The organism is Amycolatopsis sp. NPDC045836 (assembly GCF_056431745.1).
Genome location: NZ_JBWKKF010000014.1, coordinates 36,939 through 61,884, shown reverse-complemented (window position 1 = coordinate 61,884; position 24,946 = coordinate 36,939). Strand labels below are relative to the sequence as shown.

Annotated in this window: 22 protein-coding genes; 12 read left to right on the top strand and 10 right to left on the bottom strand. The window is 71.3% G+C overall.

Annotation, left to right across the window (positions count from 1 at the left end; genetic code table 11):
- The first annotated feature begins 91 nt into the window (after positions 1–91).
- Complete coding sequence (locus AC07EG_RS25860; RefSeq protein ID WP_478255765.1) at positions 92–817, top strand: aldo/keto reductase; 726 nt, start codon at positions 92–94, stop codon at positions 815–817.
- 4 nt (positions 818–821) lie between these two features.
- Here AC07EG_RS25860 and AC07EG_RS25855 read toward each other — a convergent pair whose 3' ends face one another.
- The 6 genes from AC07EG_RS25855 to AC07EG_RS25830 all read right to left on the bottom strand — a co-directional run bounded on the left by AC07EG_RS25855 (position 822) and on the right by AC07EG_RS25830 (position 6,492).
- Positions 822–1,382 carry a hypothetical protein gene (locus tag AC07EG_RS25855; protein WP_478255764.1) on the bottom strand — a complete coding sequence of 187 codons (561 nt, stop codon included), beginning with the start codon at positions 1,380–1,382 and terminating at the stop codon, positions 822–824.
- Positions 1,383–1,794: 412 nt separating this feature from the next.
- A complete protein-coding gene (locus tag AC07EG_RS25850; protein ID WP_478255763.1) occupies positions 1,795–2,700 on the bottom strand; it encodes a 3-methyladenine DNA glycosylase in 906 nt (301 codons plus the stop codon).
- On the bottom strand, positions 2,697–3,746 hold the full coding sequence (locus AC07EG_RS25845) for a hemolysin family protein (RefSeq protein WP_478255762.1): 1,050 nt from the start codon (positions 3,744–3,746) through the stop codon (positions 2,697–2,699). The genes AC07EG_RS25850 and AC07EG_RS25845 overlap by 4 nt, the downstream gene beginning before the upstream one ends.
- Positions 3,743–5,110 (bottom strand): hemolysin family protein, encoded by a 1,368-nt coding sequence (locus AC07EG_RS25840; protein WP_478255761.1) that lies wholly within the window; start codon positions 5,108–5,110, stop codon positions 3,743–3,745. Before AC07EG_RS25840 ends, AC07EG_RS25845 begins: the two co-directional genes overlap by 4 nt.
- 191 nt (positions 5,111–5,301) lie before the next feature.
- A complete protein-coding gene (locus AC07EG_RS25835; RefSeq protein ID WP_478255760.1) occupies positions 5,302–5,880 on the bottom strand; it encodes a TIGR03086 family metal-binding protein in 579 nt (192 codons plus the stop codon).
- Between the two features lie 12 nt (positions 5,881–5,892).
- On the bottom strand, positions 5,893–6,492 hold the full coding sequence (locus tag AC07EG_RS25830; RefSeq protein ID WP_478255759.1) for a TetR/AcrR family transcriptional regulator: 600 nt from the start codon (positions 6,490–6,492) through the stop codon (positions 5,893–5,895).
- A gap of 166 nt (positions 6,493–6,658) precedes the next feature.
- Here AC07EG_RS25830 and AC07EG_RS25825 point away from each other — a divergent pair, with 166 nt between their 5' ends.
- Genes AC07EG_RS25825 through AC07EG_RS25810 form a run of 4 tightly spaced genes read left to right on the top strand, consistent with a single transcriptional unit; the run spans position 6,659 to position 9,860 of the window.
- Entirely contained in the window at positions 6,659–7,063 is a 405-nt protein-coding gene (locus AC07EG_RS25825; protein WP_478255758.1) for a hypothetical protein, read from the top strand.
- A gap of 19 nt (positions 7,064–7,082) precedes the next feature.
- Positions 7,083–7,718, top strand: coding sequence for a DUF3558 domain-containing protein (locus tag AC07EG_RS25820; protein WP_478255757.1), 636 nt, complete (start codon positions 7,083–7,085; stop codon positions 7,716–7,718).
- 10 nt (positions 7,719–7,728) lie between these two features.
- Positions 7,729–9,066, top strand: coding sequence for a WXG100 family type VII secretion target (locus AC07EG_RS25815; protein ID WP_478255756.1), 1,338 nt, complete (start codon positions 7,729–7,731; stop codon positions 9,064–9,066).
- Positions 9,063–9,860, top strand: a complete 798-nt coding sequence (locus AC07EG_RS25810; protein ID WP_478255755.1) for an ESX secretion-associated protein EspG — start codon at positions 9,063–9,065, stop codon at positions 9,858–9,860. The genes AC07EG_RS25815 and AC07EG_RS25810 overlap by 4 nt, the downstream gene beginning before the upstream one ends.
- Here AC07EG_RS25810 and AC07EG_RS25805 read toward each other — a convergent pair.
- Positions 9,857–11,050, bottom strand: a complete 1,194-nt coding sequence (locus AC07EG_RS25805; RefSeq protein WP_478255754.1) for a Glu/Leu/Phe/Val dehydrogenase dimerization domain-containing protein — start codon at positions 11,048–11,050, stop codon at positions 9,857–9,859. The two genes, AC07EG_RS25810 and AC07EG_RS25805, sit on opposite strands and share 4 nt — an antisense overlap.
- Before the next feature lie 245 nt (positions 11,051–11,295).
- On the opposite strand from AC07EG_RS25805, the gene AC07EG_RS25800 reads away from it, so the two are divergent.
- From AC07EG_RS25800 to AC07EG_RS25770, 7 genes are all read left to right on the top strand, one after another.
- Complete coding sequence (locus tag AC07EG_RS25800; RefSeq protein ID WP_478255753.1) at positions 11,296–12,219, top strand: LysR family transcriptional regulator; 924 nt, start codon at positions 11,296–11,298, stop codon at positions 12,217–12,219.
- Positions 12,220–12,404: 185 nt separating this feature from the next.
- A complete protein-coding gene (locus tag AC07EG_RS25795; RefSeq protein ID WP_478255752.1) occupies positions 12,405–13,661 on the top strand; it encodes a glutamate-cysteine ligase family protein in 1,257 nt (418 codons plus the stop codon).
- A gap of 6 nt (positions 13,662–13,667) precedes the next feature.
- Positions 13,668–15,032 (top strand): ergothioneine biosynthesis protein EgtB, encoded by a 1,365-nt coding sequence (gene egtB / locus AC07EG_RS25790; RefSeq protein ID WP_478255751.1) that lies wholly within the window; start codon positions 13,668–13,670, stop codon positions 15,030–15,032.
- A 7-nt stretch (positions 15,033–15,039) separates the two neighbouring features.
- On the top strand, positions 15,040–15,783 hold the full coding sequence (gene egtC, locus AC07EG_RS25785; RefSeq protein WP_478255750.1) for an ergothioneine biosynthesis protein EgtC: 744 nt from the start codon (positions 15,040–15,042) through the stop codon (positions 15,781–15,783).
- Between the two features lie 17 nt (positions 15,784–15,800).
- Positions 15,801–16,778, top strand: coding sequence for an L-histidine N(alpha)-methyltransferase (gene egtD / locus AC07EG_RS25780; protein WP_478255749.1), 978 nt, complete (start codon positions 15,801–15,803; stop codon positions 16,776–16,778).
- 102 nt (positions 16,779–16,880) lie between these two features.
- On the top strand, positions 16,881–18,491 hold the full coding sequence (locus AC07EG_RS25775; RefSeq protein WP_478255748.1) for an alpha/beta hydrolase: 1,611 nt from the start codon (positions 16,881–16,883) through the stop codon (positions 18,489–18,491).
- Between the two features lie 99 nt (positions 18,492–18,590).
- Complete coding sequence (locus tag AC07EG_RS25770) at positions 18,591–19,511, top strand: hypothetical protein (RefSeq protein WP_478255747.1); 921 nt, start codon at positions 18,591–18,593, stop codon at positions 19,509–19,511.
- Positions 19,512–19,739: 228 nt separating this feature from the next.
- Here the strand turns inward: AC07EG_RS25770 and acnA are convergent, their stop codons facing one another.
- The 3 genes from acnA to AC07EG_RS25755 all read right to left on the bottom strand — a co-directional run bounded on the left by acnA (position 19,740) and on the right by AC07EG_RS25755 (position 24,761).
- Positions 19,740–22,559, bottom strand: coding sequence for an aconitate hydratase AcnA (gene acnA, locus AC07EG_RS25765; protein ID WP_478255948.1), 2,820 nt, complete (start codon positions 22,557–22,559; stop codon positions 19,740–19,742).
- Between the two features lie 232 nt (positions 22,560–22,791).
- Positions 22,792–24,288, bottom strand: a complete 1,497-nt coding sequence (locus AC07EG_RS25760; RefSeq protein WP_478255746.1) for a flagellar basal body protein FliL — start codon at positions 24,286–24,288, stop codon at positions 22,792–22,794.
- On the bottom strand, positions 24,285–24,761 hold the full coding sequence (locus tag AC07EG_RS25755) for a hypothetical protein (protein WP_478255745.1): 477 nt from the start codon (positions 24,759–24,761) through the stop codon (positions 24,285–24,287). The genes AC07EG_RS25760 and AC07EG_RS25755 overlap by 4 nt, the downstream gene beginning before the upstream one ends.
- Between the last annotated feature and the right edge of the window lie 185 nt (positions 24,762–24,946).

Below are 24,946 nucleotides of genomic sequence, written 5' to 3'. Positions count from 1 at the left end.
CGCCCGCGCCGCCGGGCACGCCCAGCCGCTCAGGTGAGAGGATTCTCGCAGCGGAACCGCCCGCGCCGGAGCCAGTGAGGAAGAGAACTTGGTGAGCATCGCGCTGCACAACGAGGTCCAACTCCCGCTGATCAGCTTCGACGCCGGTGCGCTGCCGCCGGACACCGTGGCCGGGGCGGTGCGCCAGGCGCTGGCCACCGGCTACCGGGCCGTCGGCGTGCGCCCGTCCGGTGAATCCGGTGCCGGGGAAGCGATCCGCGACCTGCCGCGCGACGAAGTGTTCGTCACGCTGACGCTGCCGGGCAACGGGGCGGGGGAGGCGCTGGCCTCCGGACTGCGCATGCTCGGCACCGACCGGATCGACCTGGTGCTGCTCGAACGGCCGACCGCGCAGGCGTGGCGCGAACTGGAGCGGGCCCAGGCCGAAGACCAGGTCCGCGCGCTCGGCGTCGCGGGCCTGACCGCGGACGCGCTGCGGCACTTCCTCGGCACCATCGGGCTGCCCGCGGTGCACCGGCTCGAACTGCACCCGAGGGCACCACGAGCCGAACTGCGTGCCCTGCACGCGCAGCACGGCATCGTCACCGTCGCGGCCGACCCGCTGGGGCCGGGCAGCCTGCCCCGGGTGCTGCGCGGGCTGGCCGCCAAGTACGGCAAGAGCCCGGCCCAGCTGGTGCTGCGCTGGCAGCTCGAACTCGGGCACGCCGTGGTGGTCGGCCCCGGCCCGCGCACCCTGCTCGCCGAGCAGCTCGGCGTGTTCGACTTCGAACTCGCCGACGACGACCTCGCGGTCATCGCCGAACTCGAAGGGACCTGAGCGCCTACGCGGCGCTGAGCCCCGCGGCGGCGAAGTCGGCCTGCTGCGCGGGTTCGGTGAGGAAACCGCGGAAGGTCTGCGCCGCCCGCTTCTGCACGTCGTCCACGCCGTTGCCGGACAGCCCGAGGAACGGGTAGTCCGCCGAGCGCCCGGACGCCACCGACTGCGGTGGCGAGCCGATCACCTCGGGCTTCTTCGTGGTCAGCTCGCTGGTCCACCACGAGGACTCCGGCAGCCAGGCCGCCGGCATACCGCGGATCGAGCTCAGCTCGCTGTGCCCGAGCAGGGCGTCGAGCACCCGCTGCGAGGCCATCGCGTCCACGGTGATGAGCACGCAGTGCCCGTGCACCACGGTCTTCGCGTCGTTCCAGCGGGTGGCCGCGGCCTTGACCGGCGCCTCGGCGCTGGGCGTGACGATCAGCCGCAGGCTGGAGTCGCCCTCGGCGCAGCTGGCGGCCTGTGCTTCGGCGCGGCTGTTCAGCTCGCCGGTGGCCCAGCCCCAGCCCAGCCAGCCGAGGCCGAGCAGGGCGACCAGCACCAGGCAGGCGATCGGCCACTTGGCCACGCGGCGCCGGGTCTTGCCGATGGCGCGGTGGCTGCCGGTGGCGCTGACCGCCTTGTGGCTGCCGGTGGTGCCGGCGTTCCGCTCGGGACCCTGCTCGGGTTCGGGCGGTGCGGGGGTGAAGTAGGAGGAGGGCGGGGGTTCCGGGGTGCGGCGGGGGGTCCGGGATGCCGTGGGCGCCGGAAGAGCCCGGGGTGGTGCGTTTCGGGGAGGTGCGGTCCGGGGAGCGGACGTCCGGTTCGCGGGGGAACGATGGCCGGACGGTCTGCCGTGAGGGGGTTCCGGAGCCGGGTCCTCGACCAAGCTGTGTCGCCCCATCGTGTGCCTTTCTGCTCTGATACTCAGACGCTCTCAGTATGCAACCAAAACGTTATCACTCTAACAGACGTAATCTGTCCGGGAAATGTGATGACCCTCAGTTGTCGCACAGCCTGCCAGCATCGGTACAAACGGACAACAGTGTGTCGCTGCACTCGATCAGGCGAGCCCGCAGGGGTGCCGCGCGCCGGGCGAAAGCGGCTTGCGCCCTGGCGTATTCCGCTCGCCCGGACGGCGTTTCGATCGGCACCGCTGGGTAACCGAACGGGGACAGGTCGTAAGGGCTGGCGCGCATGTCGAGCTCGCGGATGTCGGCGGCCAGTTCGAAACAGTCGCCGACGAGTTCGGCCGGTACGAATGGGCCCAGTTTGTAGGCCCATTTGAACAGGTCCATGTTCGCGTGCAGGCAGCCGGGCTGCTCGAACTCGCGCTGCGTCTCACGGGTGGGGGACAGGGTGTTGCGCGGCACGGCCTCGGGGGTGAAGAAGCGGAAGGCGTCGAAGTGGCCGCAGCGGACCTCCAGCGACTCCACCACTTCGTCGGTCCCGCGGCTGCCCAGCCGCAGCGGCAGCTGGGCGTGCCGCACCTGGTCGTGCGGCTGCCGGTAGACCATCGCCCACTCGTGCAGCCCGAAGCAGCTGAGCCGGGCCGGGCGCGAAGCCGTCGCCGAGAGGAGCGCGGAAACGAACCGCGCGGTCCGCTCCCGCGCCCGAGCGAACTCGGCCGCGTCCACGGTGACGCCCGATCCGGTCTCGCGGTACCCCCGCCGCTCGAGGAACCGCCGGGCGGAGGCACCGGCCAGCACCACGCCGAAGCCCGGCTGCCAGCGCTCCACGTGCGCCGGGCGGTGCGAGTAGTAGGTGAACAGGAAGTCCAGCACCGGGTGCTTCTCACCGCGGGACCGGCGTTCCTGGTGCGGGACCGTCCACTTCCGCATCCGCTCGACGTGGGCCTCCTCGCGAGCCCGCCACTCGGGCTCGGCGAGGACCACCGGCGTGCTCACGCCGTCACGTGCGTGCCGTCCCGCACGGTGCCCACGTACTCCTCGACCAGGTCTTCCAGCGCCACCACGCCGACCACGGTGCCATCCGCGCCCAGCGCCCTGGCCAGGTGCCCCCGTTCGCGGCGCATCACCGAAAGCGCGCTGTCCAGCTTGGCACCGGCCGAGACCTCGCTCAGCGCCCGCGTCTTCGACGGCGGCAGCTTCGTCTCGGCGGGCTGGCCGACCAGCTCCAGGATGTCCTTGACGTGGATGTAGCCGGTCAGGCCGCCGTCGGCGTCGAGCACCGGGAAGCGGGAGAAACCGGTGCTGGAGACCGCCTGCTCCACGTCACCGACGGTGGGTGAGGCGGGCAGGGTGGTCAGCTCGCTGACCGGCACCAGCACGTCCTTCACCGTCTTGCGGACCGAGGACAGCGTCTGGCTCAGCCGCTGGTGCTCCGACTGCTCCAGCAGCCCCTCGCGCCGCGACTCGCTGAGCAGTTCGGCGAGCTCGGCGGAGGTGTAGGCGGTTTCCAGCTCGTCCTTCGGCTCCACCTTGAGCACCCGCAGCCCGGCGTTGGCCACCGTGTTCAGCAGCCAGATGAACGGGTTGGCCAGCTTGACCCAGGCCACGTGCACCGGCACCAGCCACAGCGCCAGCCGCTCGGGATCGGCGATGGCCAGGTTCTTCGGCACCATCTCGCCGATCAGCACGTGCAGGATGGTCATCACGGTCAGCGCGAAGGCGAAGGCGATCGGGTGGATCACGTAGCCGGGCAGCGGCAGCCCGACCGCGGTGAACGCGGCCTCCAGCTGGTGCGCCACCGCGGGTTCACCGAACTGGAGCAGCAGCAGCGAGCAGATGGTGATGCCCAGCTGCGCACCGGCCAGCATCTGCGAGACGTGCTTGCTGGCGTTGATCACGATCCGGGCGCGGGTGGTGCCCTGCTCGGCGAGCGCCTCCAGGCGGTCCCGCCGGGAGGAGATGAGCGCGAACTCCGCACCCACGAAGAAGGCGTTGGCCAGCAGCAGCAGGCCGATCAGCGCGATGGCGACCCCGTCGTTCACCTGGCCACCTCCACCCGGTGCGAAACGGGCGGGGCCGCCGTGGCACCCCCGGGTTCGTCGGGGCTCGGCCGGACGCTGACCTCGGCGATGCGCAGCCGGTCCATCGCGGTGACGGTGAGCTGCCAGTGGTCGACCTCGGCCGAGTCGCCGGGGGCGGGGATGCGGCCGAGGCGTTCGAGCACCAGGCCCGCGATCGTCTCGTAGTCACCCTCGGGCATGCGGAACCCGGTGATCTCGCGGACCTCGTCGGCGCGCAGCTGACCGGAGACCACCCAGCTGTCCGCGCCGAGCTGCCGCGACGACGGTTCCTCGCGGTCGTCGTGCTCGTCGCGCACGTCGCCGATGATCTCCTCGACCACGTCCTCCAGGGTGACCAGCCCGGCGGTGCCGCCGTACTCGTCGACCACGATGGCGAGCTGGTACCGCGAGTCGCGCAGGCGGTTCAGCAGCGCGTCCCCCGGCAGCGATTCGGGCACGGTCGGCACCGGGCGCATCACCGAGCCGATCCGCACGGTGTCGCGCTCGGCCGGGCGCACGGTGAACGCCTGCTTGACGTGCACGGCGCCCTGCACGTCGTCGAGGTCGGAGTTGTAGACCGGGAAGCGGGAGAAGCCGGTGCGCTGGGACAGCTCGATCAGGTCGCTGATCGACTGGTCCACGGTCAGCGACTCGACCTGCACGCGCGGGGTCATCAGCTCCTCGGCCGTGCGGTCGCCGAAGCGCAGCGACTTGTCGAGCAGTTCGGCGGTGGCGGTGTCGAGCGTGCCGCTCTCCGCGCTGGAGCGCACGATCGAGCCCAGTTCCTGCGGCGACCGGGCCGAGCGCAGTTCCTCCTGCGGCTCCACGCCGAACTTGCGCACCACCCAGTTCGCGCTGTTGTTCATCAGCGTGATGAGCCACTTGAAGGTCTTGGAGAAGCGCGAGTGGTAACCGGCCACCGCGCGCGCGGTCTGCAGCGGCCGGGCGATGGCGAGGTTCTTCGGCATCATCTCGCCGAGCACCATCGACAGCGAGGTGGCGATCACCAGCGCCAGCACCACCGAGGTGCCGGCGGCCACCGCGGGCGGCAGGCCCAGCCCGGTCAGCGGCGGCTCGATCAGGTCACCGATCAGCGGTTCGGCCACGTAACCGGTGACCAGCGTGGTCAGCGTGATGGCCACCTGGGCGCCGGAGAGCTGGAAGGACAGCGTCCGGTGGGCTTCCAGCAGCGTCTTGGCCTTCTTGTCACCGACCTGGCGGACGTTGGCCTCGACGGTGCTGCGCTCGAGCGCGGTCAGCGAGAACTCGGCGGCGACGGCGAGACCGGTGCCGACGGTCAGCACCACCACGAACAACACGCCGAGGATCGACAGGAGGATTTCCATCACCGGGCTCCGGGAGTGGTTCTCGGGCCGGCGGGGTCGGGCGAGCCGGGTGTGCCACCCGGCTTTGTACTGTCACCAGGTGACGGCGCGTCGCGCACGGAAGAGTCTCTCCTCGGAAAAAGAGTGGTCAGTCTCGCTGATGATACCGGCCGATTGGGCCGAACGCGCCAGTGATCGGCGGATGCCCCTGCTCACAGCTTCGCCTTGGTGAGCCCGGGGTCCCGGCCGAGCAGGGCGACCAGCCGGTCCGACGGGGTGGCGTCCGGCCCGGTTTCCACCGGGGCGGCGAAGATCCCGCTGCCGTCGAAACCGGAGACCTGGGGGCCGAGTTCGGCGAGCAGGTCCTCGGCCAGTTCGTCGTCGATGCGGTACTCCACGCCGAGGGCGACCGCGAGGTCCCAGCCGTGCACCGCGAGGTCGCCGGTCATCTGCCAGCCGTAGTCCTCCAGCGGGATCTCGCCGACCGAGACGTGCACGGTCTCGCGGCCGGTCTGCTCGAAGGCGCGCCGCGCGGCCTTCGACGCGATCTCCCAGCGGCGGACCGGGTCGTCGTCCAGCTGGTCCCCGTCGTAGCGGTCGCCGACCTGGTCGACGGTGGCGCCGTCGAGCAGGTCGGGGGCCCACAGCTGTTCGTGGACCAGGTGCCCGAGCAGGTCGCGGACCGTCCACTCGCGGCAGGGCGTCGGATCGGCCCACTGGTCGCGGCCGATGCGGTGGACGAGGCCGTCGAACCCGCGGAGCGCTTCAGCGTGTGCGTCGAGGAAGTCCATGCCCCGAGTCCATCACGGCCGCGTGGCGCCCGCAGGGTCGCGGTGGTGCACGCGCACGGTCTCCTCGACCAGGTCGAGCACCGGGGTCAGGTGGTCGGCGGGAAGGCCCATGGCCAGGTGCGAGACCAGTCCTTCGAGCACCAGTTCCAGGAAGGCGGTGAGCACGTCGACGTCCACGTCGTCCCGCAGCTTGCCCGCCTCGTGCTGGCGCAGCAGGCGGGCGCGGGTGGCCTGGGTGAGCTGGTCGGAGCGCTCGGCCCAGCGCGCGCGGAACTCGGGGTCGGTGCGCAGGCGGCGGGACAGCTCCAGCCGGGTGCCGAGCCAGTCCGCCGGGTGCGCGCTGCCCTCGCTGAGCAGGTCGCGCATCACCTGCACCAGCCCCTGGTCGGCGACCACCTGCGCCATGCGGACCGCGTCGTCCTCGGCGAGGGCGAGGAACAGCGATTCCTTGTCGCGGAAGTGGTGGAAGATCGCGCCACGCGAGAGGTTCGTCGCTTCCTCCAGGCGGCGGACCGTGGCACCCTCGTAGCCGTAGCGCGCGAAGCACACGCGAGCGCCGTCCAGGATCTGCCGCCGGCGCGCGTCGAGGTGGTCCTGACTGACACGAGGCATCGTCCGATCCTGTCACCCGGGGTAGTGCCTTCGCAATCCGTACGTACGTACTGTGACTCGGCCGGGGAAGATCACCGATTTCCCGCGGCGGGACGGAACCCTCCACTAGTCTGCTGCGTCACAGGGCACGATTGCGGTGCTGACGCGGTGACTCGGGGAGAGCGGGATGTTCGACGTTGGTGGTGCGGCCAGTGCCGCGGTGCAGAAGGTCTGGGGAAGCTTGCCCGCCGCCGACGCACCCCCACCCGCCCCAGGCGCCGCCGGCGGCTCGTTCGAAATGGACGCCGAAGAACTCGAAGCCGTCATCGGCCTCTGGGAAGCCGAACTGGACAAGATCATGAAGGATGGGGAGACCATCCGGGAGATCATCTTCGGTCTCACCCCGCCCGCGCACGACGAGGCCAGCGTCGGCTTCGTCGACGCCGGGCTCGAATCGATCACGCTGCTGCAGCAGCAGAACGACTCGATGCGTGACTACGCCATGGAGTACGTCAAGAAGCTCAAGGCGGCGAAGGAAGCGACCGTCGCGGCCGACGAGGCCAAGGCCGCCGCCCTCAAGCCAGCCCAGTAGCGACTCCCGATTGGCGAAGATGAACTTCAAACACGGCCTGATCGCCGCCGCCGCGGCGGCGGTGCTGGCGACCGCGGGCTGTTCGGAGAAGACCTCCGGCACGCCGAACCCGGCGACCCCGGAACCCGGCCGGGACACGGCCGCTTCGGGTGCTCCCGCGGCGGATGTGCCCAAGGTGCCCGAGACGCTGGACGCCTCCGCGTACCTCAGCGACCCGTGTGCGCTGGTGCCCCGATCGGTGCTGACCGAACTGGGTTACACCGATCCCGGTGAGGCGAAGACCGAAGGCGGGGCGGCCGCGCTCGCCGGGCCCAGCTGCGGCTGGATCGTTTCCGGTGAGGGGCGGGGGTTCTCCGTGCAACTCCAGACCGGGAACAAGGAATCCGGTATCGGCGGCCTGGCGGGCATCAAGACCGGCTTCGAGAGCGGCCAGCTCGGCTTCTACGAGGAGGCCCCCGACGTCGCGGGGTTCCCGGCCGTGTTCTCCGATCGGAGCGACGGGCGAGCACGCGGTCGCTGCTCCCTGGTGGTCGGCATCGCCGACGACCTGACCTTCTCGGTCGCCGACCAGGGGTACGACGACCAGCGGAAGTCCTGTGACGTCGCGGCGCGGATCGCCGCCGGTGTGATCGAAACGCTGAAAGGGGGCGCCTGAGATGGGCGGCATGGACGGTCAGGCGATCTACGACAACTTCACCCAGGGCGACGCGGAACGGCTGCGCACCACCGCCGAGCACGTGCAGAAGCTCTCGGAAGCGTTCCAGGACCGGGCCGTGGGCATCAAGTCGCTGCAGGAGCGGATGAAGGCGTCCTGGACCGGTGACGGGGCCGACGCGGCGAACGCCGGGGCCGGGCCGATGGAACGCGCCTTCGCCGAGACGGCGGCGCCCCTGGACATCACCGCGGCCTCGGTGCAGGCGCAGGCGTCCGGCTTCGACCACACCAGCAACACCGTGGTGCCGGTGCCACCGGCCCCGGAGAAGCCCAGCGGCTGGAGCCTCGGGCTGAAGTCGGCCATCCCGATCGCCGGGCCGTTCATGGCCGCCGACGACGTCGAGGACTACCAGAAGGGCATGCAGGCCCACAACGCGGCGAACGAGAACAACGTCCGCGCGATGGACCAGTACAGCGACATCAGCAAGAGCACCCAGCAGATCCTGCCGACCGACTACCAGCAGCTGACCTCCGACGGCGCTTCGGTGAAGCTGAAGACCGACGGCCCCGGCCCGGTGACCCCGCCGAGCTGGCGGGAACCGTGGCAGGGCGGCGACAAGAACGGCAGCGACACCGGCTCCCGCGGCATCGACGACTCCACCGGCTCCAGCGGGACCGGCGGCTCGAACGGCACCGGCGCAACCGGGGGCACGGGTGGCACCGGCGGCACGGGAGGTACCGGCGGCACGGGTGGCACCGGGGGTACCGGCGGCACCGGCGGCGGTGACACCAGCGGGACCGGGGGCACCGGCACGGGTGGCACCTCGACCAGCGGTGACAAGGGCGGCAAGGACAAGGACAAGGGCGGCACCACCACCAAGCTGCCGCCGAAGGTCCCGGCCTCGAAGCCGGGGTCCGGCGATCCCGTGGTCGGCCTGCTCAACAACCCCGGCAACCCCAGCAGCTCCGGCAACCCGAACACCGGCCCCGGCAATCCGGCCACCGGCGGCGGGCAGAAGGGCGGCAGCGCCGCGGGCAGGCTGCTCGGCGGTGGCCCCGGCGGAGCGCTGGGTGGCGAGGCGGCGGCCCGCGGCGGGAACGCGCTGGGCACCGGCCGCGGGGTCGGCGCCGGCGGCCTGCTCGGCGGGGAAGCGGGTGGTCGCGGTGGCGCGGCGGCGGCAGCCGGGGCCCGTGGTGCCGCGGGCGGCCCGATGGGCGGCGCGCCCGGTGCCCGTGGCCAGGGCGGCGAGGACGAGGAGCACCAGCGGCCGAGCTGGCTGGTCGAAGCCGATCCCGACGCGTTGTTCGGCACCGACGAGCGCACCATGCCCCCGGTGATCGGGGAGTGAGCGCACCGACGGTGGTGCCGGTCGCCGCGCTGGCGGCACTGGTCGAGCGGGAACGGGCCGGGCAGCTCCACATCACCCTGCAACCGCAGCCGGTCTGGTACCCGGAACGCGAACGCGACGAGCGGTCCCGGCAGCTCGGCGAGGCGCTCGCCGAAGCGGGGCTGCTCGACCACACCGGCCGGACCAGAGTGGAGTTCCTGGACCTGCTGCCGCTGCTGACCTCGGCTTCGGTGGAGTTCTACGGCTGGGCGACGCGCGGCGACGAGACCATCGGCCTGCTCGCGGCTTCCCGCGGCATGCTCGGGGTGCTCGCCGTGCGTTCGGGCGACTGGGTGACCGTTCGCGAGGTCAGCCAGCACGAACTGCCCGAGGCGCTGGTCGCCGGCCTGCCCGAGCTGTACGCGGGTGGCGGGCGGTCGCAGACGGTGCGGGTGCGGGACTTCGAGGACGCCGCGCGGGGCAAGGCACAGGGCCGGGTGCTGCCGCCGGCGATCGCGGACGTGGTGAAGGTGGTCCAGCGGCCGGTGCACGGCACCGGGGAGCTGTACGCGGGCAGGCGGGACGAGGTCGGGCGCTACACCCGGGTGGAGCACCCGCTGCACTACGCCGACACCGACTGGGGCCGCTACCTCAACTACACCGCCGGGGACGGCCCCGAAGCGGAGGTCCACCTGGCTCCGGCGACCCCGGCCGCGCTCGCCGGCGCCCTGCGGCACCTCGCCTCCGGCTTGGCCCAGCGGACCGGGGTCCACCTGCCGCCGACCCAGGTGAACCCCCAGCCCGCCGAGTACTAGGGAATGGTCAGGGCGGGCGCCAGGTGCTCGGTGGCGGCCCGCTCCACCCGGTTCGCCGCCGCCAGCTCCCACCCGGCTTCACGCGGCGGCCGCCGGTCGGCGTTCCACTGCGCCAGCAGCAGCGCCACCTTCGACTGCATCTCGGTGCGCAGCCGTTGGAACGAGTCCGCCGGGTCCGCGCCGACCTCACCGAGCAGCAGCCACCACGCCCACGCCGCGGCACCGGCGTTGGCCACGAAGTCCGGGATCACCGGAATGCCGGCCAGCACCAGGGTGGCCTCGGCGCCCTCGGTGGTGGCGGCGTTGGCCGCTTCGACGACCACCTTCGCCGCCACCTGTTCCACGTTGTCTTCGGTGATGGCGTACGAGATCGCGGCGGGCACGAAGATGTCGGCCTCGATGCCGAGCACCGCGTCCCTCGGCAACCGCTGCACCTCCGGCGGCACCTGGTCGCGGTCGATCTCCCCGTAGGCGTCACGCAGGTCCAGCAACGCCGGGACGTCCAGGCCGGCCGGGTGGTACAGGGTGCCGGCTGCGTCGGCGACCGCGGTCACCCGCATACCCGCTTCGTGCAGGTACCAGGCCGCGCCCCCGCCCATGGTGCCGATGCCCTGGATGGCCACGGTGGTCTCGGCCGGGTCCCACGCCCACGCCGCGGCGACCCCGAGGCAGGACTGCGCGACGCCGTAACCGCCGACCACGTCACCGAGCAGCAAGCCACCCGGCACCGGGGCGTTGAGCCCGGCCTGCACGCGGCGCAGCGTGCGCGCCGGGTCGGCCGAACGCGAGATGGCCGCGTGGTAGGACTGCTCGAGGCCGAGGCCCGCGAACACCTCGTCGATCAGGTGCTGCGGCACGCCGAGGTCCTCGGCGGTCACCCAGTGCGCGTCGAGCCACGGCCGCATCGCCGAGCAGAACCGGCTGAGCACGTCGAAGGCACGCGGGTCCTTCGGGTCGAAGTCGATGCCGCCCTTGGCGCCGCCGACCGGCAGGTTGAACGTGGCCGTCTTGTTGGCCATGCCCCTGGCCAGGTCCTCCACCTCGGTCATGGTGCAGCCGGGGCGCATCCGCGTGCCGCCGGTGGCGAGCCCGGAGACGAGCGTGTGCACGACGAGGAACCCGCGGGTGCCGGTGACCGGGTCCGTCCAGGTCAACCTGAGCAGGGGTTCGGTGCTGTTCTGGGTGTTCACTCGACCCACCTCCAAGCTTCGGCTCGAGCGGTCCGTGCCAGGTTTTCCGCGCGCACCACCGAGCCCGCCGGTTTGGCCTCGTACTGGGGTGAGGTACTCCACCGGCGTGGCAGGAGGACGGGAGCGTGGTCCGAAGCGGACCGGGCTGGAGCGGGACCGCGTTGCGGTTTACCTGGTCCAGGGTGAGCCCGCGCCGCCCACGCGTCCAGTTAAGGATCGTGCACGGTTTTGTTTAGGGTTTGTGTATGGAGTTTTCGTTGCAACGGCTGCGGATGCTCCGGGAGCTGGACCGGCGGGGCACCGTCACCGCGGCCGCCGGAGCCCTGCACTACACCGCTTCGGCGGTGTCCCAGCAGCTCGCCCAGCTCGAACGGGACGTCGGCGCCAAGCTGTTCGAACGGCTCGGCAGGCGGGTGCAGCTGACCGAACTGGGCAAGCTGCTCACCTCGCACGCCGAGGAGATCCTCGGCGCGGTGGAGCGGGCGGCACTGGCACTGGAGGAAGCACAGGAGTCCGTGACGGTCCGGCTGACCGCCGGGGTGTGGGCGTCGGTGGCCTCGGGGCTGCTGCCGCACGCGCTGACCGCGCTGGCCGCCGACCACCCCGGCATCAAGGTGCGGACCAGGGAACTGGCGCCGGAGGAGACGGCGGACGCGGTCCGTGACGGCTCGCTCGACTTCTCGTTCGTGATCGACTACTCGGACGCGCCGATGCCGTGGGACCCCGGGCTGGAGCGGGCCGTGGTGGCGGTGGAACGGCTGCACGCCGCGGTGCCGGCGGGCACCGTGCCCGCCGGCAGCGTCTCGCTGCTGGAGCTGGCCGACCAGCCGTGGATCCTGGCCAGCCCGAAGAGCCACTTCGGCCGGGCCATGCGGGTCGCCTGCCAGCGCCACGGCTTCGAGCCGAAGATCGACCACGAGGTGGAGGAGCAGTCCACCGCGATGGCGATGGTGGCCATGGGCCTGGGCGTCACCCTGGTTTCCGACCTCGCGCTGCGGCAGCGCCCGTCCGGCGTGGACACCGTTCCGCTGGCGAGCCCGCTGATGCGCACGGTGTCCATCGCCTACCGCACCACGGCGCTGCGGCGGCCGTCGATGCAGCTGGTCATCCACGCGGTGCGGGCGGCGGCGGCCGAACTCGGCCTGGCCACCGAGACCACACTTCCGTAAGGATTCGCTCGAACGGCCTAACGGACGCGCCGGATACGCGGTCTTCGGGCGGTTCTCCTGCCGGTTTCGCCGGGGTGCTCCGGGCCGCTTCGAGGCCGCCCCGTGGGAAGGCGGCTGCGATTGTCGGACCCCGCGTGTAGCGTCCGAATCCTGGTGATCCCCTGGTCGCAGGAACTGGAGGTGGCATGGCAAAGGTCAGAGATTTTCCTTCTCCCGCAACGGGTAATCTCGCCGCGCGGGTGGTTTCCGACCGCGCGGAGGGCGAGGCGTACGTCGCGTCGGTGTGCTTCAAGCACGGCCCGCCGAGATTGCTCGGGGTGGAACTCGAGTACACAGTGCACCACCGGGACGACCCGTCCCGTCCGCTCGACCCCGGGGTGCTGGCCACGGCACTCGGCCCGCACGCCCCGGCCACGCTCGACCCCGGCAGCCCGGCCGAACCGCTGCCGGGCGGCTCGCCGGTCAGCCTCGAACCCGGCGGCCAAGTGGAGATCTCGGCCCTCCCGCGGAGCTCACTGGCCGAGCTGTCCGGCGTCGTCGACGCCGATCTGGCCCACCTCACCGAACTGCTCGCCCGCTCCGGGCTGGAACTGGGCACCACGGGCATCGACGCCCACCGCCCGCCCCGGCGGCTGCTGCAGACCCCCCGCTACGCCGCGATGGAACGCCGGTTCGCGCCCGGCGGCCCCGGTGGCGCCACGATGATGTGCAGCACGGCCGGGCTGCAGGTCTGCGTGGACACCGGCGAGGCGGGGGACCTGCCCGCGCGCTGGGCCGCGGTGCACGAGGCGGGCCCGGTGCTGCTGGCCCTGTTCGCCAACTCCGGCAGGCACGCGGGACGGGAGACCGGTTTCGCCTCGGCCCGCTGGCTGGCGGTGATGGCCACCGAACCGGCCCGCACCTTCGCCGCCACCGCCACGCCCGACCCGCCGGCGGACTGGGGCAGGCGGATGATGGACACCCCGGTGATGGTGCTGCCCCGGCGCGACGGTCCCTGGGACGCGCCGGTGCGCTTCACCTTCGCCGACTGGATCGAAGGCCGGGGTGAAGCGGGCGTGTTCGGCCCGCCGACGGTGGCCGACCTGGACTACCACCTCACCACCGTGTTCACCCCGGTGCGCCCGCAGGGTTACCTGGAGATCCGGTACCTGGACGCGCAACCACCGCGGGGCTGGCTCGACGCCACCGCCCTGCTCGTCGCCCTGCTCGCCCACCCATCCACTGTGGACAGGGTGCGTGAGCTGTGCGAACCCGTCGCCGGTGCCTGGGAGACCGCGGCCAGCCGCGGGCTCGCCGACCCGGCCATCGCCGCGGCCGCCCGTGCCGTGGCCGACCTCGGTTGCGCCGTGCTCGGCGCGACCGGCCTGGCGCCCGCGGTGATCGAGCGGATCACCCGCGCCGTGCAGCACCGAGCTTCGCTCGGCACCAAGGGAGGGGTGTGACCCACCGTGGCTTCTGTGCCATCCTTGAACGCGGAGAACAACCCGTTGCGCGACCTGAGCCCGCAGGACCTGCGTGCCCACACCGCCGAAGCCCTCACCAGGGCCAGGGCCCGCAGCACCGCACTGACCGACGCCGTCGACGATGAAGACCTGGTGCGCCAGCACTCCAAGCTGATGTCACCGCTGGTCTGGGACCTCGCGCACATCGGCAGCCAGGAAGAACTCTGGCTGGTCCGCGACGTGGGCGGCCGTGAGCCGCTGCGCCCCGACCTCGACGAGATCTACGACGCCTTCCAGCACGCGCGAGCCGATCGCCCCAGCCTGCCGCTGCTCGGCCCGGCCGACGCCCGCGCCTACGTCCGCGAAGTCCGCGACAAGTCCTTCGACGTGCTGGAGCGGGCCCCGCTCGACGACGGGGACGCCCTGCAGCGCAACGCGTTCGCCTTCGGCATGATCACCCAGCACGAGCAGCAGCACGACGAGACCATGCTGGCCACCCACCAGCTCCGGCGCGGGGAACCGGTGCTGCACGCCCCGCCGCCGCCCGCCCGCCGCACCGGCGCGCTGCCCGCCGAGGTGGTGGTCCCGGCCGGGGCGTTCGTCATGGGCACCACGGCCGAGCCGTGGGCGCTGGACAACGAACGGCCCGCACACGAGATCCACGTCGACGGCTTCGCCATCGACACCACGCCGGTCACCAACGGCGCGTACCTGGAATTCCTCGACGGCGGCGGGTACACCGACCCGCGCTGGTGGAGCGAGGAAGGCTGGGCGTACCGCACCGAGCACAACATCGTCGCGCCGCGGTTCTGGCGTCGTGAAGGCGACCAGTGGTGGCGCGTCCGGTTCGGGGTGCACGAGCGGATCCCGGCCGACGAGCCGGTGGTGCACGTGTCCTACCACGAGGCCGCCGCGTACGCGGCCTGGGCGGGCAGGCGGCTGCCGACCGAGGCCGAATGGGAGAAGGCCGCCCGGTTCGACCCGGCGTCCGGCCGCTCGCGCCGGTTCCCCTGGGGCGACGACGAGCCCACCGCCGAGCACGCGAACCTCGGGCAGCGGCACCTGCGCCCGGCCCCGGTCGGCGCGTACCCGGCCGGTGCCTCGCCACTGGGCGTGCACCAGCTCATCGGCGACGTCTGGGAGTGGACGAGCACCGACTTCCACGGTTACCCGGGCTTCCGCGCGTTCCCGTACCGGGAGTACTCCGAGGTGTTCTTCGGGCCCGAGTACAAGGTGCTGCGGGGTGGCTCGTTCGGCACCGACGCCGCGGCCGTCCGCGGCACCTTCCGCAACTGGGACTACCCGATCCGGCGGCAGATCTTCTCCGGGTTCCGGTGTGCCAGGGACCTGACCGACGGCGAACGGGCCTGAGCCCCGGATGTGCCGCCACCTGGGTTACCTCGGTGAGCCCTGCTCACCCGCGGAGCTGGTGTTCGGAGCACCGCATTCGCTGCTGCACCAGTCGTACGCCCCGGCCGACATGCGGGGCGGCGGCACGGTGAACGCGGACGGCTTCGGCCTCGGCTGGTACGGAGCGGCCGCCGAGCCGCTCCGCTACCGCCGACACGCTCCACTGTGGACCGATGAGGGGCTGCGGTCGCTGGCCGGGTCGTTGCGCACCGGGGCGTTCGTCGCCGCGGTGCGCAACGGCACCACCGGGATGCCGGTGGGGGAGGCGGCCTGCGCGCCGTTCGGCGACGGGCCGTGGCTGTTCAGCCACAACGGACTGGTGCCGGGCTGGCCGGATTCGGTGGTGCCGCTGGCGGAACGGCTGCCGGTGGCCGAGCTGCTCCGGTTGCCGGCGCCGACCGATTCGGTGCTGCTGTGGGCCCTGCTCAGCGCCCGCCTGCGAGCCGGTGCCGAACCGGTCGGCGCGGTGACCGGACTGGTCGCCGAAGTCGAGGCGGCCGCCCCCGGGTCCCGGCTGAACCTGCTGCTGACCGACGGCGAGGTGCTCGTCGGTACCGCGTGGACACACGCACTGTCCTACCTGGTCACCGGAACCGGAGTGGTGGTCGCCTCCGAACCCTGTGACGACCGGCCGGGCTGGACCCCGGTCCCCGACCGGCACGCGATCACCGTCCGCGGCCGTGCGGTCGAGATCACCCCGATCCCCCGTTGAGGAGCGAAGAACCCGCCATGAGCGAACCCGATCTCACCGAGCACCACAGCCCGGTCGACGTCACCGAAGCGCTGCGCGCCGACGTGCGCGCCGGGCTGACCGCCACGCGGAAGTGGTTGCCGCCCAAGTGGTTCTACGACGCCACCGGCAGCGAGCTGTTCGAGAAGATCACCGCGCTGCCGGAGTACTACCCGACCCGGGCCGAACGGGAGATCCTCACCCGTGAAGCCCCGGCGATCGCGCGGGCCACCGGCGCGCGCACCCTGGTCGAGCTGGGATCCGGGTCGAGTGAGAAGACCCGGCTGCTGCTCGACGCGCTGACCGCGCACGGCACGCTGGCCTCCTTCGTGCCGCTGGACGTTTCGGGAGCGGCGCTGGCCGAAGCGACCGAGGCCATCGCCGCCGAGTACCCGGGGCTGGACGTGCGCGGGGTGGTCGGCGACTTCACCGAGCACCTGGACCTGCTGCCGGGCGGGCCGCCCCGCGTGGTGGCCTTCCTCGGCGGCACCATCGGCAACTTCCTGCCCGCCGAACGCGCGCAGTTCCTGCGGTCGGTGCGCGAGGTGCTGGAGCCGGGGGAGTGGCTGCTGCTCGGTGCCGACCTGGTGAAGGACCCCGAGCGGCTGGTCCGCGCCTACGACGACGCCGCCGGCGTGACCGCCGAGTTCAACCGCAACGTGCTGCGGGTGATCAACGAGCGGCTCGGCGCGGACTTCGACGTGGACGCCTTCGAGCACGTGGCGCACTGGGACGCCGAGGCCGAGTGGATCGAAATGTGGTTGCGGGCCGGGGAAGCGCAGGTCGTCCGGATCCCCGGCGCCGACCTCGAAGTGCGGTTCGCCGCCGGGGAGCACGTCCGCACCGAGATCTCGGCGAAGTTCCGGCCGGACGGCCTCGCCGGGGAACTGGCGGCGGCCGGGTTCACCGTGGCCGGCCGGTGGACCGACGCCGAGGGCCTGTTCAGCCTCACGCTGGCGCAGGCGGACAGGAAGTGAATTAGCCGATTCGGACGGCGACGCGCCGGTCCCTCCCGTGCCATTCTCCGCTCGCGAAAGACGGCGAAGGGAGGACTCGTGTTCGAATCCACGGGAGGGCCGGTGCGCAGACAGGTGCTCGCCGGTGTGGTGGTGGCGGGGTTGGTGGCGGCCGGGCTGCCCGCGACCGCCGGTGCCGCACCGGTGCGGGCACCCGAACCGGCGGCGGTGGGCGCCACCGCGCCGATCAGCTGGGTGGCGTGCCCGGCCTCGACGCTGACCGGGGTGCCCCCGGAACAGCACCAGAACTTCAGCTGCGCGCGGTACCGGGTGCCGATCGACCACGACAACGCCGCGCTCGGCACCATCGACATCGCACTGCTGCGGCGGCACGCCCGCCAGCCCGCCGCGAAGATCGGCTCGCTGTTCCTGAACCCCGGCGGGCCGGGCGGTCCCGGCCTGCGCATGCCGATCAGCGCGGACCGCTACCTGGAGCCGTCGGTGCTGGACCGGTTCGACCTGGTCGGCTTCGATCCGCGCGGGGTGGGCAGCAGCAATCCGCTGCGCTGCTTCACCACCGCCGAGGACGCGGCCGAGGTGTTCGCCAAGCAGGTGGTCGTGCCGATCACCCGCACCGAGATGGCCGACTCGCTGGCCGCCTACCGCGACTACGCCGGGTTCTGCGACCGCAACGCGGGCAGCCTGCTCGACCACATGTCGACCAAGGACGTGGTCCGCGACCTCGACCTGCTCCGCGCCGCGGCCGGGGACCAGAAGCTGACCTACGTCGGCTTCTCCTACGGCACGCTGATCGGCGCCACCTACGCGAACATGTTCCCGAAGGCTTCGCGGGCGCTGGTGCTCGACGGCAACGTGGACCCGAAACTGCGCACCAGCAACGGTCTGCAGTACGACCGCGAACGGGCCCGCGGCTTCGAAATCTCCCTGGACGCCTTCCTCGCCGAATGCCGGGAGGTGGGGCCGGAGTGCGCGTTCAGCCCGGGGAACCCACGGCAGAAGTTCGACGAAATCCGTGAGCACCTGCGCGGGCAGCCGATCCCGCTGCCGGGTGGCGGGCAGCTCACCATCCACGACTTCACCGACGGCGTCGGCAGCGCGCTGTACAACTTCTCCGAGTTCCCCGCGCTCGGCGAGGAACTGCAGTCGGTCTACGAGGTGCTGCACCCACCGGCCGCGAAGGTGGTGGCGGCGGCCGACCTGCCCACGTTGACCGACCCGGCGAAACGGCAGCGGTACGACGTGCGGCCGGACACCCCGTACACCGCCGACGACTCGTACTTCGGTGTGAACTGCTCGGACAAACCGTTCTGGCACAAGCAGAGCAAGCTGCCCCAGATCGCCGTGCAGTGGGAGGCGGAGTCACGCACCTTCGGCCGGATGCAGGCGTTCTCCGACGCGGCGGGCTGCCCGGTCTGGCCGGGTGAGGAGGACGTCTACGCCGGGCCGTGGCACGCGAAGACCGCGACCCCGGTGCTGCTCGTCGGCAACTACTACGACCCGGCCACCCAGTACGAGTTCTCCAAGCGGATGGCTTCGCAACTGGGCAACGCGCGCCTGGTCTCGGTCGACGCCTTCGGCCACTGCATCCTCGGTGACTCGCAGGGGGTGGACGAGCTGACCGCCGACTACCTGATCAACCTGACCGCACCCGCGCCCGGGCAGGTGTTCCAGCCGGACGTCGCGCCCTTCGATCCGGTGCTCGCGGCGAGCTGACGGCGCTCGGGCACTGAGAATCCTCACCCCAACGGCCGAGCGTGGGCCACGCACGCGGGTGGGACGATTTTGTCTCCGTCGCTCGAAGGGGAAAAGCAGATGTCCGAGTTGCAGATCGACACCGGGAGCGTTTACTCCCAGCGCTTCGAGCCCGCCGTGGCCGACGGCAACGTGGGGGCGAAGATCTCCCTGGAATTCCAGCCGGCCGCGTTCAAGATCAAGAAGGTGGTCGCCGATTACCAGCCCGGCACGAAAGCGATTTTCCACCTGGTGCAGATGGTGAAGGAAATCAACCAGTCGCCGGGCGGTCCGGGGGACGGGGAACAGGCGAAGCAGGGGAACATCGGTTACGCCGAGCGTTGCGTGCCTTCCGGCCCGCACGCCGGGTGGGCGATCGACGTCGACCTGATCACCAAGAAGCCGGTCAGCGAGGGTTACCGGGCCATCGCGGCCGGCCGGGCGGCCGAACTGGGCAGCCCGCCGGACCAGGGCGTGGCCAAGGACTACCAGGAACAACTGGCGGTCGACGCCCTGGTCACCGGCGGCAGCTGCCCGGCCACCGGCGTGCTGACCAGCCTGGACTACCGCTATTCGCAGCAACGGCTGAGCGAGGCCATTCCGTTCTTCACCGAAAAGCGCGAGCAGACCACCGGGAACGCGCTGGTGATGGTCGACTGGAAGGCGCCGGCCGGGCAGAATCGCGCGACCCTGCGCGACAACCCCGGGGTGCCGCTGGCGCATTCGATGCTCGGCATGGAGTTCCAGACCGCGATCCTGCTGCAGTACCAGTCCACCGCCGGTCCGAAGAACCGGTACCTGGCGGTGGTTTCCTGGGGCTGGCGGCGCAGCGCGGGCAAGAGCGACGTCAAGCTGACCGACATCGCCCTGGTCAAGCAGCCGGGGTTGACCGATGAATTCGAGGCGGCGCGGGTGCATTGGAACGGGTTGACCGTGGCTGACCCGGCGCATTCGGGAGCTGTTGCCCAGGCGGTGTTCCCGATGCCGGGGCATGATGCTTGATTGGTTGGGTCGGCCGGGGGGCCACCCCGCTTTTTTGGTGTGACTACGGTGAAGACCCCGATGTCAAGGCGGGAAAGATGCCTTGACATCGGGGTCTTCACCGTGTTTTGGCTGCGGATCGGAGTGGGGCGGGGGGTCTGGGTGGCTGGGTTCCCGTTGTGGGCGGTGACGAAAACGGCGCCCCGCCACGGGGGTCGTGGCGGGGCGCCGTGGCGTTGACCGGGTGGCTCAGGCGGTCATCTTGCGCAGCACGTACTGCAGGATGCCGCCGTTGCGGTAGTAGTCGGCCTCACCGGGGGTGTCGATGCGCACGACCGCGTCGAACTCCACCTTGGTGCCGTCCTCCTTCGTGGCGGTGACGTGCACCGTGCGCGGGGTCTCACCGTCGTTGAGCTTGGTGATGCCGGTGATGTCGAAGGTCTCCGTGCCGTCCAGGTGCAGCGAAGCGGCCGACTCGCCTTCGGGGAACTGCAGCGGGATCACGCCCATGCCGATCAGGTTCGACCGGTGGATGCGCTCGAACGACTCGGTGATCACCGCGCGCACGCCCAGCAGCGAGGTGCCCTTGGCCGCCCAGTCGCGTGAGGAACCGGAGCCGTACTCCTTGCCGCCCAGCACGACCAGCGGGGTGCCCGCCGCCGCGTAGTTCTGCGCGGCGTCGTAGATGAACGACTGCGGCCCGCCCTCCTGGGTGAAGTCGCGGGTGTAGCCGCCCTGCACGTCGTCCAGCAGCTGGTTGCGCAGGCGGATGTTGGCGAAGGTGCCGCGGATCATCACCTCGTGGTTGCCGCGCCGGGAACCGTAGGAGTTGAAGTCCTTCTTCTCCACGCCGTGCTCGGTCAGGTACTGCGCCGCCGGGGTGCCCGGCTTGATCGCCCCGGCCGGGGAGATGTGGTCGGTGGTCACCGAGTCGCCCAGCTTCGCCAGCACGCGGGCGCCGGTGATGTCGGCGACCGGGGTGGGCTCGGCGGCCATGCCCTCGAAGTACGGCGGCTTCCGCACGTAGGTGGACTGCGGGTCCCAGTCGAAGGTCTTGCCCTCGGGGGTGGGCAGCGACTTCCAGCGGTCCCCGCCGTCGAACACGTCGGCGTAGTCCTTGGTGAACATCTCCTGGGTGATCGCCGAGTCGATGGTCTCCTGGATCTCCTGCGACGACGGCCAGATGTCCTTGAGGAACACGTCGTTGCCGTCACCGTCGGTGCCCAGCGGCTGCGACTCGAAGTCGAAGTCCATCGTGCCCGCGAGCGCGTAGGCGATCACCAGCGGCGGCGACGCCAGGTAGTTCATCTTCACGTCCGGGTTGATCCGGCCCTCGAAGTTCCGGTTGCCCGAGAGCACCGAGACCACGGTCAGGTCGTTCTCGTTGACCGCGGCGGAGATGTCCTCCGGCAGCGGGCCCGAGTTGCCGATGCAGGTGGTGCAGCCGTAGCCGACCAGGTGGTAGCCCAGCTTCTCCAGGTACGGCCAGAGCCCGGCCTTCTCGTAGTAGTCGGTGACCACCTGCGAACCCGGCGCCATCGAGGTCTTCACCCACGGCTTGACGGTCAGGCCCTTCTCCACCGCGTTGCGGGCGAGCAGGGCCGCGCCCAGCATCACCGACGGGTTGGAGGTGTTGGTGCAGGAGGTGATCGAGGCGATCACCACGGCGCCGTGGTCGAGCACGAACTCACCGCGGTCTTCGGACTTGACCCGCACCGGCTTGCTCGGGCGGCCGGTCGCGCCGTTCGCCGCCGAGACCAGGGTTTCCGCGTCCTCGTCGGCGAACGACAGCGCCACCGGGTCGCTGGCCGGGAAGGACTCCTCGACCGCCTCGTCCACGTTGGTGTGCGGGGTGGGCTGCTCGCCGTCGACGTAGTCGTGCACCGACTTGCGGAAGGAGGACTTCGCGTCGGTCAGCTCGATGCGGTCCTGCGGGCGCTTCGGGCCGGCGATCGAGGGCACCACGGTGGACAGGTCCAGCTCGAGGTACTCCGAGTACTCCGCCTCGTGCGACGGGTCGTGCCAGAGGCCCTGCTCCTTGGCGTACGCCTCGACCAGCGCGACCTGCTCGGCCGAGCGGCCGGTCAGCTTCAGGTAGCGCACGGTCTCCGCGTCGATCGGGAAGATCGCCGCGGTGGAGCCGAACTCCGGGCTCATGTTGCCGATGGTGGCGCGGTTGGCCAGCGGCACCTCGCCCACGCTCTCGCCGTAGAACTCGACGAACTTGCCGACCACGCCGTGGCGGCGCAGCATCTCGGTGATGGTGAGCACCACGTCGGTGGCGGTCACCCCGGCCGGGATCTCCCCGGTCAGCTTGAAGCCGACCACGCGCGGGATGAGCATGGAGACCGGCTGGCCGAGCATGGCCGCCTCGGCCTCGATGCCGCCGACGCCCCAGCCCAGCACGCCCAGGCCGTTGACCATGGTGGTGTGCGAGTCGGTGCCAACGCACGAGTCGGGGTAGGCCTGGCCGTTGCGGGCCATCACCGTGCGCGCCAGGTGCTCGATGTTGACCTGGTGCACGATGCCGGTGCCCGGCGGCACCACCTTGAACTCGTCGAAGGCGCCCTGGCCCCAGCGCAGGAACTGGTAGCGCTCCTTGTTGCGGCCGTACTCGAACTCCACGTTGCGCTCGAAGGCGTCCGCGGTGCCGAACACGTCGATGATCACCGAGTGGTCGATCACCAGCTCGGCCGGGGCGAGCGGGTTCACCTTGTCGGGGTCGCCGCCGAGCTCGGTCACCGCCTCGCGCATGGTGGCCAGGTCCACCACGCAGGGCACGCCGGTGAAGTCCTGCATGATCACGCGGGCGGGGGTGAACTGGATCTCCGTCGACGGATCCGCCTTCGCGTCCCAGCCGCCGAGCGCCCGGATGTGGTCGGCGGTGATGTTCGCGCCGTCCTCGGTGCGGAGCAGGTTCTCCAGGAGAACCTTCAGGCTGTAGGGCAGGCGCTTCGAGCCGTCGACCTTGTCCAGGCGGAAGATCTCGTACGAGGCGTCGCCGACCTTCAGCGTGTCACGCGCGCCGAAGCTGTCCTTGCTGGCTGGTGCAGTCACGTCTAACTCCATGGGCATGGACGGACCTGTGGAAAGTCGTCCCGGGTCAGTTCGGTGTGTTCGGGTGCGGTCGTTCGGGCCGACCACCGCCGAGTCTTGCGTACCGCCGCCACGCCCGCAGCGGCAGGCTGGCATCGGTGTCCGGTACAAACAGTACGCTTGTCCTTTTTTCAGTTCAAGCCGCCACGCCGGTCGCACGCGAAAAAGGCCCCCGCGAGCTCGCGGGGGCCTGGTCCGGGACCGGTCAGTCGGCCAGCGCCATCAGCGCCTTGATGTCCTCCGGCTGGAGGCTGCGCAGCACCGTCATGCCCTGCTCGCTCAGCGTGCGGATCGGGCTGACGTAGTGCTTGCCGGAGACCTCGGTGGTGATCACGCCGACGCCCTGCTTGAGGATCCCGGTGCCGAGGCTGGTCAGCGCCTGCTTGACCGCGGGCGGCAGGGAGCCGTCGGCCTCGCTCTCGATCAGGTCGGCCAGTTCCGAGGCGCACATCCGCTCGGTGCGGCCCTCCATGGTCACCGAGTAGCAGTCGGCGTCCTTGCTCAGCTTGAAGTCCTCACCGTCGGGGCCCTGCAGCTCCAGTGCGGTCAGCGTGGCGCGGGTGCCGCCGCCGACGCTGCTGCTCTCGGTCTCCAGCTTCAGCACCTTCGCGCCGCTGGGCTCCTCCCGGTCCGCGGCTTCGAGGATGGCCGGACCGGCGTCCTGCAGCGCGCCCATCTCGTCCGGCGGCAGCAGTTCGAGCACCCGCTTGATGTCGGCGTCGAGCGCGGCCTGCAGCATTTCCTTGACCGCGTCGTTCGAGCTGCCCGCGCCGTTGGCCGCGATGCCCTGGGCGGGCCACGCCGTCTTCTCCTCCAGCAGCGCGTAGTCGGCGATCGTGTAGAGCAGGCTGGGGTACCAGGCGTCGTCGACCTTCACCGTGGCGATCCGCACCGGCTCACCCTTGTTCTTGCGGACCTCTTCGGCGATGTCGACGGTCTCGGTCTCCGGGCCGGAGGGCAGGTCGTCCGAGATCTCCGCGGCGTCGAGGAACTCCTTGGTCAGCGGGATCTTCGTGAAGTCGGCGGTGACGGTGATCTTGCCCGCGGTCAGCTTGGTGATGGTCACGTGGTCGTTGACCTGCTGCGCCTGGCTCTCGTCGAAGACCAGGCCCTCGGTTTTGATCTCCATGCCGGACAGCGCCTTGGGGTCGGCCTCCGGGCGGACGATCTCCAGCCGCTTGAGCTCGGCGGCCACCTCTTCGATCGGGTCGGTGAACAGCGCGGCCTCGGCCGGGGCCAGCGTGCTGAGCAGGCCGACCACGTCGCCGGAGCCGATGGTGTTGGCCAGGTTCTGCGCGGCCAGCGTCGGCGTCTCCGCGCCGCCGGACGAACTCTGCGACAGGGCGAACCAGGTGACCCCGCCGCCCACGGCCACCACCAGCGCGATCACCAGGCCGATGAGCAGGCCCTTGCGGCTCTTCGGCGCGCCGGGACCCCCGGTCCCGCCGGCCGGCGGGACCGGGTAGCCCCCGCTGGGCTGCTGCTGCGCGTAGTACTGCTGGTACTGCTCCTGGGTGTACTGCGGCCCGGTGTGCGGGGCGTAGTACTGCTGCTCACCGGCCTGCGGCGCGTAGTGGGGCTGCTGGCCGGTCTGCGGGTAGTACTGCTGCGCCGTCGGCGGGTACTGCTGCGGGTGCTCCTGACCGCCCTGCCCTCCGCCACCGTGCTGCGGCCACTGGCCGCCCTGTTCTGGACTGGTCACGAGACCCCTCGATTCTCCTGTGCCTGGCGCCGGCCCGCCGCGGCCGTGACGACCGCGCCGAGCGCCCCGATGACGGCGACCAGCGTGCCGATGGTAGTCGTGACAGGTCCCAGCGGTGTTACGCCGATGGGCCCGCCCTCGTCACCGCCTTGGACGGCGGCGAACCCCGCCGCGGTTCCCACGAATACCGCCAGCACCACGGTGAGCGCCGCCCCGGTCCTGGTCAGCCCGAGCACCAGCATGGCGATCGCGGCGGCGGCCAGCAGCGGCACCACGATCCACACCCGCAGCGCGAGCAGGACGAAGGCGTTCTCGGTCAGGCCGAACCGGTCGATCAGGCCGACCAGCTGGTAGCTGCTGCGGTTCACCGAGCCGGACCGGAACCAGCTGAGGAAGCTGCCCACCACGGCGAGCACCAGGCCGGTCGCGGCGGTGGCGGCCAGCACCTTGGTGGCCGTCGAGCGGTTCGGCACGGGTGGTCTCCTCGGGCTCCGGGATCGCTGCGGCTCTTGGACGCGCGGCCGCGGCGCTGGGTTCATCCCCGGATCGGGCGGTTTGTGATCGGTGAGCCCGCAGTTTCGCGTGTGACTGGTGGTCAACCTGGGGCTCGGGTGGCACAGTGCTGCTGGTTGCCTGCATCACCGCAGGTCAGCGGGTG

What these genes read in the sequence shown, in the direction of transcription:
- AC07EG_RS25840 (WP_478255761.1), bottom strand. Translation starts at nt 5,110, where the DNA reads ATGGAAATCCTCCTGTCGATCCTCGGCGTGTTGTTCGTGGTGGTGCTG.
- AC07EG_RS25835 (WP_478255760.1), bottom strand. Translation starts at nt 5,880, where the DNA reads ATGGACTTCCTCGACGCACACGCTGAAGCGCTCCGCGGGTTCGACGGC.
- AC07EG_RS25830 (WP_478255759.1), bottom strand. Translation starts at nt 6,492, where the DNA reads ATGCCTCGTGTCAGTCAGGACCACCTCGACGCGCGCCGGCGGCAGATC.
- AC07EG_RS25825 (WP_478255758.1), top strand. Translation starts at nt 6,659, where the DNA reads ATGTTCGACGTTGGTGGTGCGGCCAGTGCCGCGGTGCAGAAGGTCTGG.
- AC07EG_RS25820 (WP_478255757.1), top strand. Translation starts at nt 7,083, where the DNA reads ATGAACTTCAAACACGGCCTGATCGCCGCCGCCGCGGCGGCGGTGCTG.
- AC07EG_RS25815 (WP_478255756.1), top strand. Translation starts at nt 7,729, where the DNA reads ATGGACGGTCAGGCGATCTACGACAACTTCACCCAGGGCGACGCGGAA.
- AC07EG_RS25800 (WP_478255753.1), top strand. Translation starts at nt 11,296, where the DNA reads ATGGAGTTTTCGTTGCAACGGCTGCGGATGCTCCGGGAGCTGGACCGG.
- AC07EG_RS25795 (WP_478255752.1), top strand. Translation starts at nt 12,405, where the DNA reads ATGGCAAAGGTCAGAGATTTTCCTTCTCCCGCAACGGGTAATCTCGCC.
- egtC (WP_478255750.1), top strand. Translation starts at nt 15,040, where the DNA reads ATGTGCCGCCACCTGGGTTACCTCGGTGAGCCCTGCTCACCCGCGGAG.
- egtD (WP_478255749.1), top strand. Translation starts at nt 15,801, where the DNA reads ATGAGCGAACCCGATCTCACCGAGCACCACAGCCCGGTCGACGTCACC.
- AC07EG_RS25770 (WP_478255747.1), top strand. Translation starts at nt 18,591, where the DNA reads ATGTCCGAGTTGCAGATCGACACCGGGAGCGTTTACTCCCAGCGCTTC.
- acnA (WP_478255948.1), bottom strand. Translation starts at nt 22,559, where the DNA reads ATGGAGTTAGACGTGACTGCACCAGCCAGCAAGGACAGCTTCGGCGCG.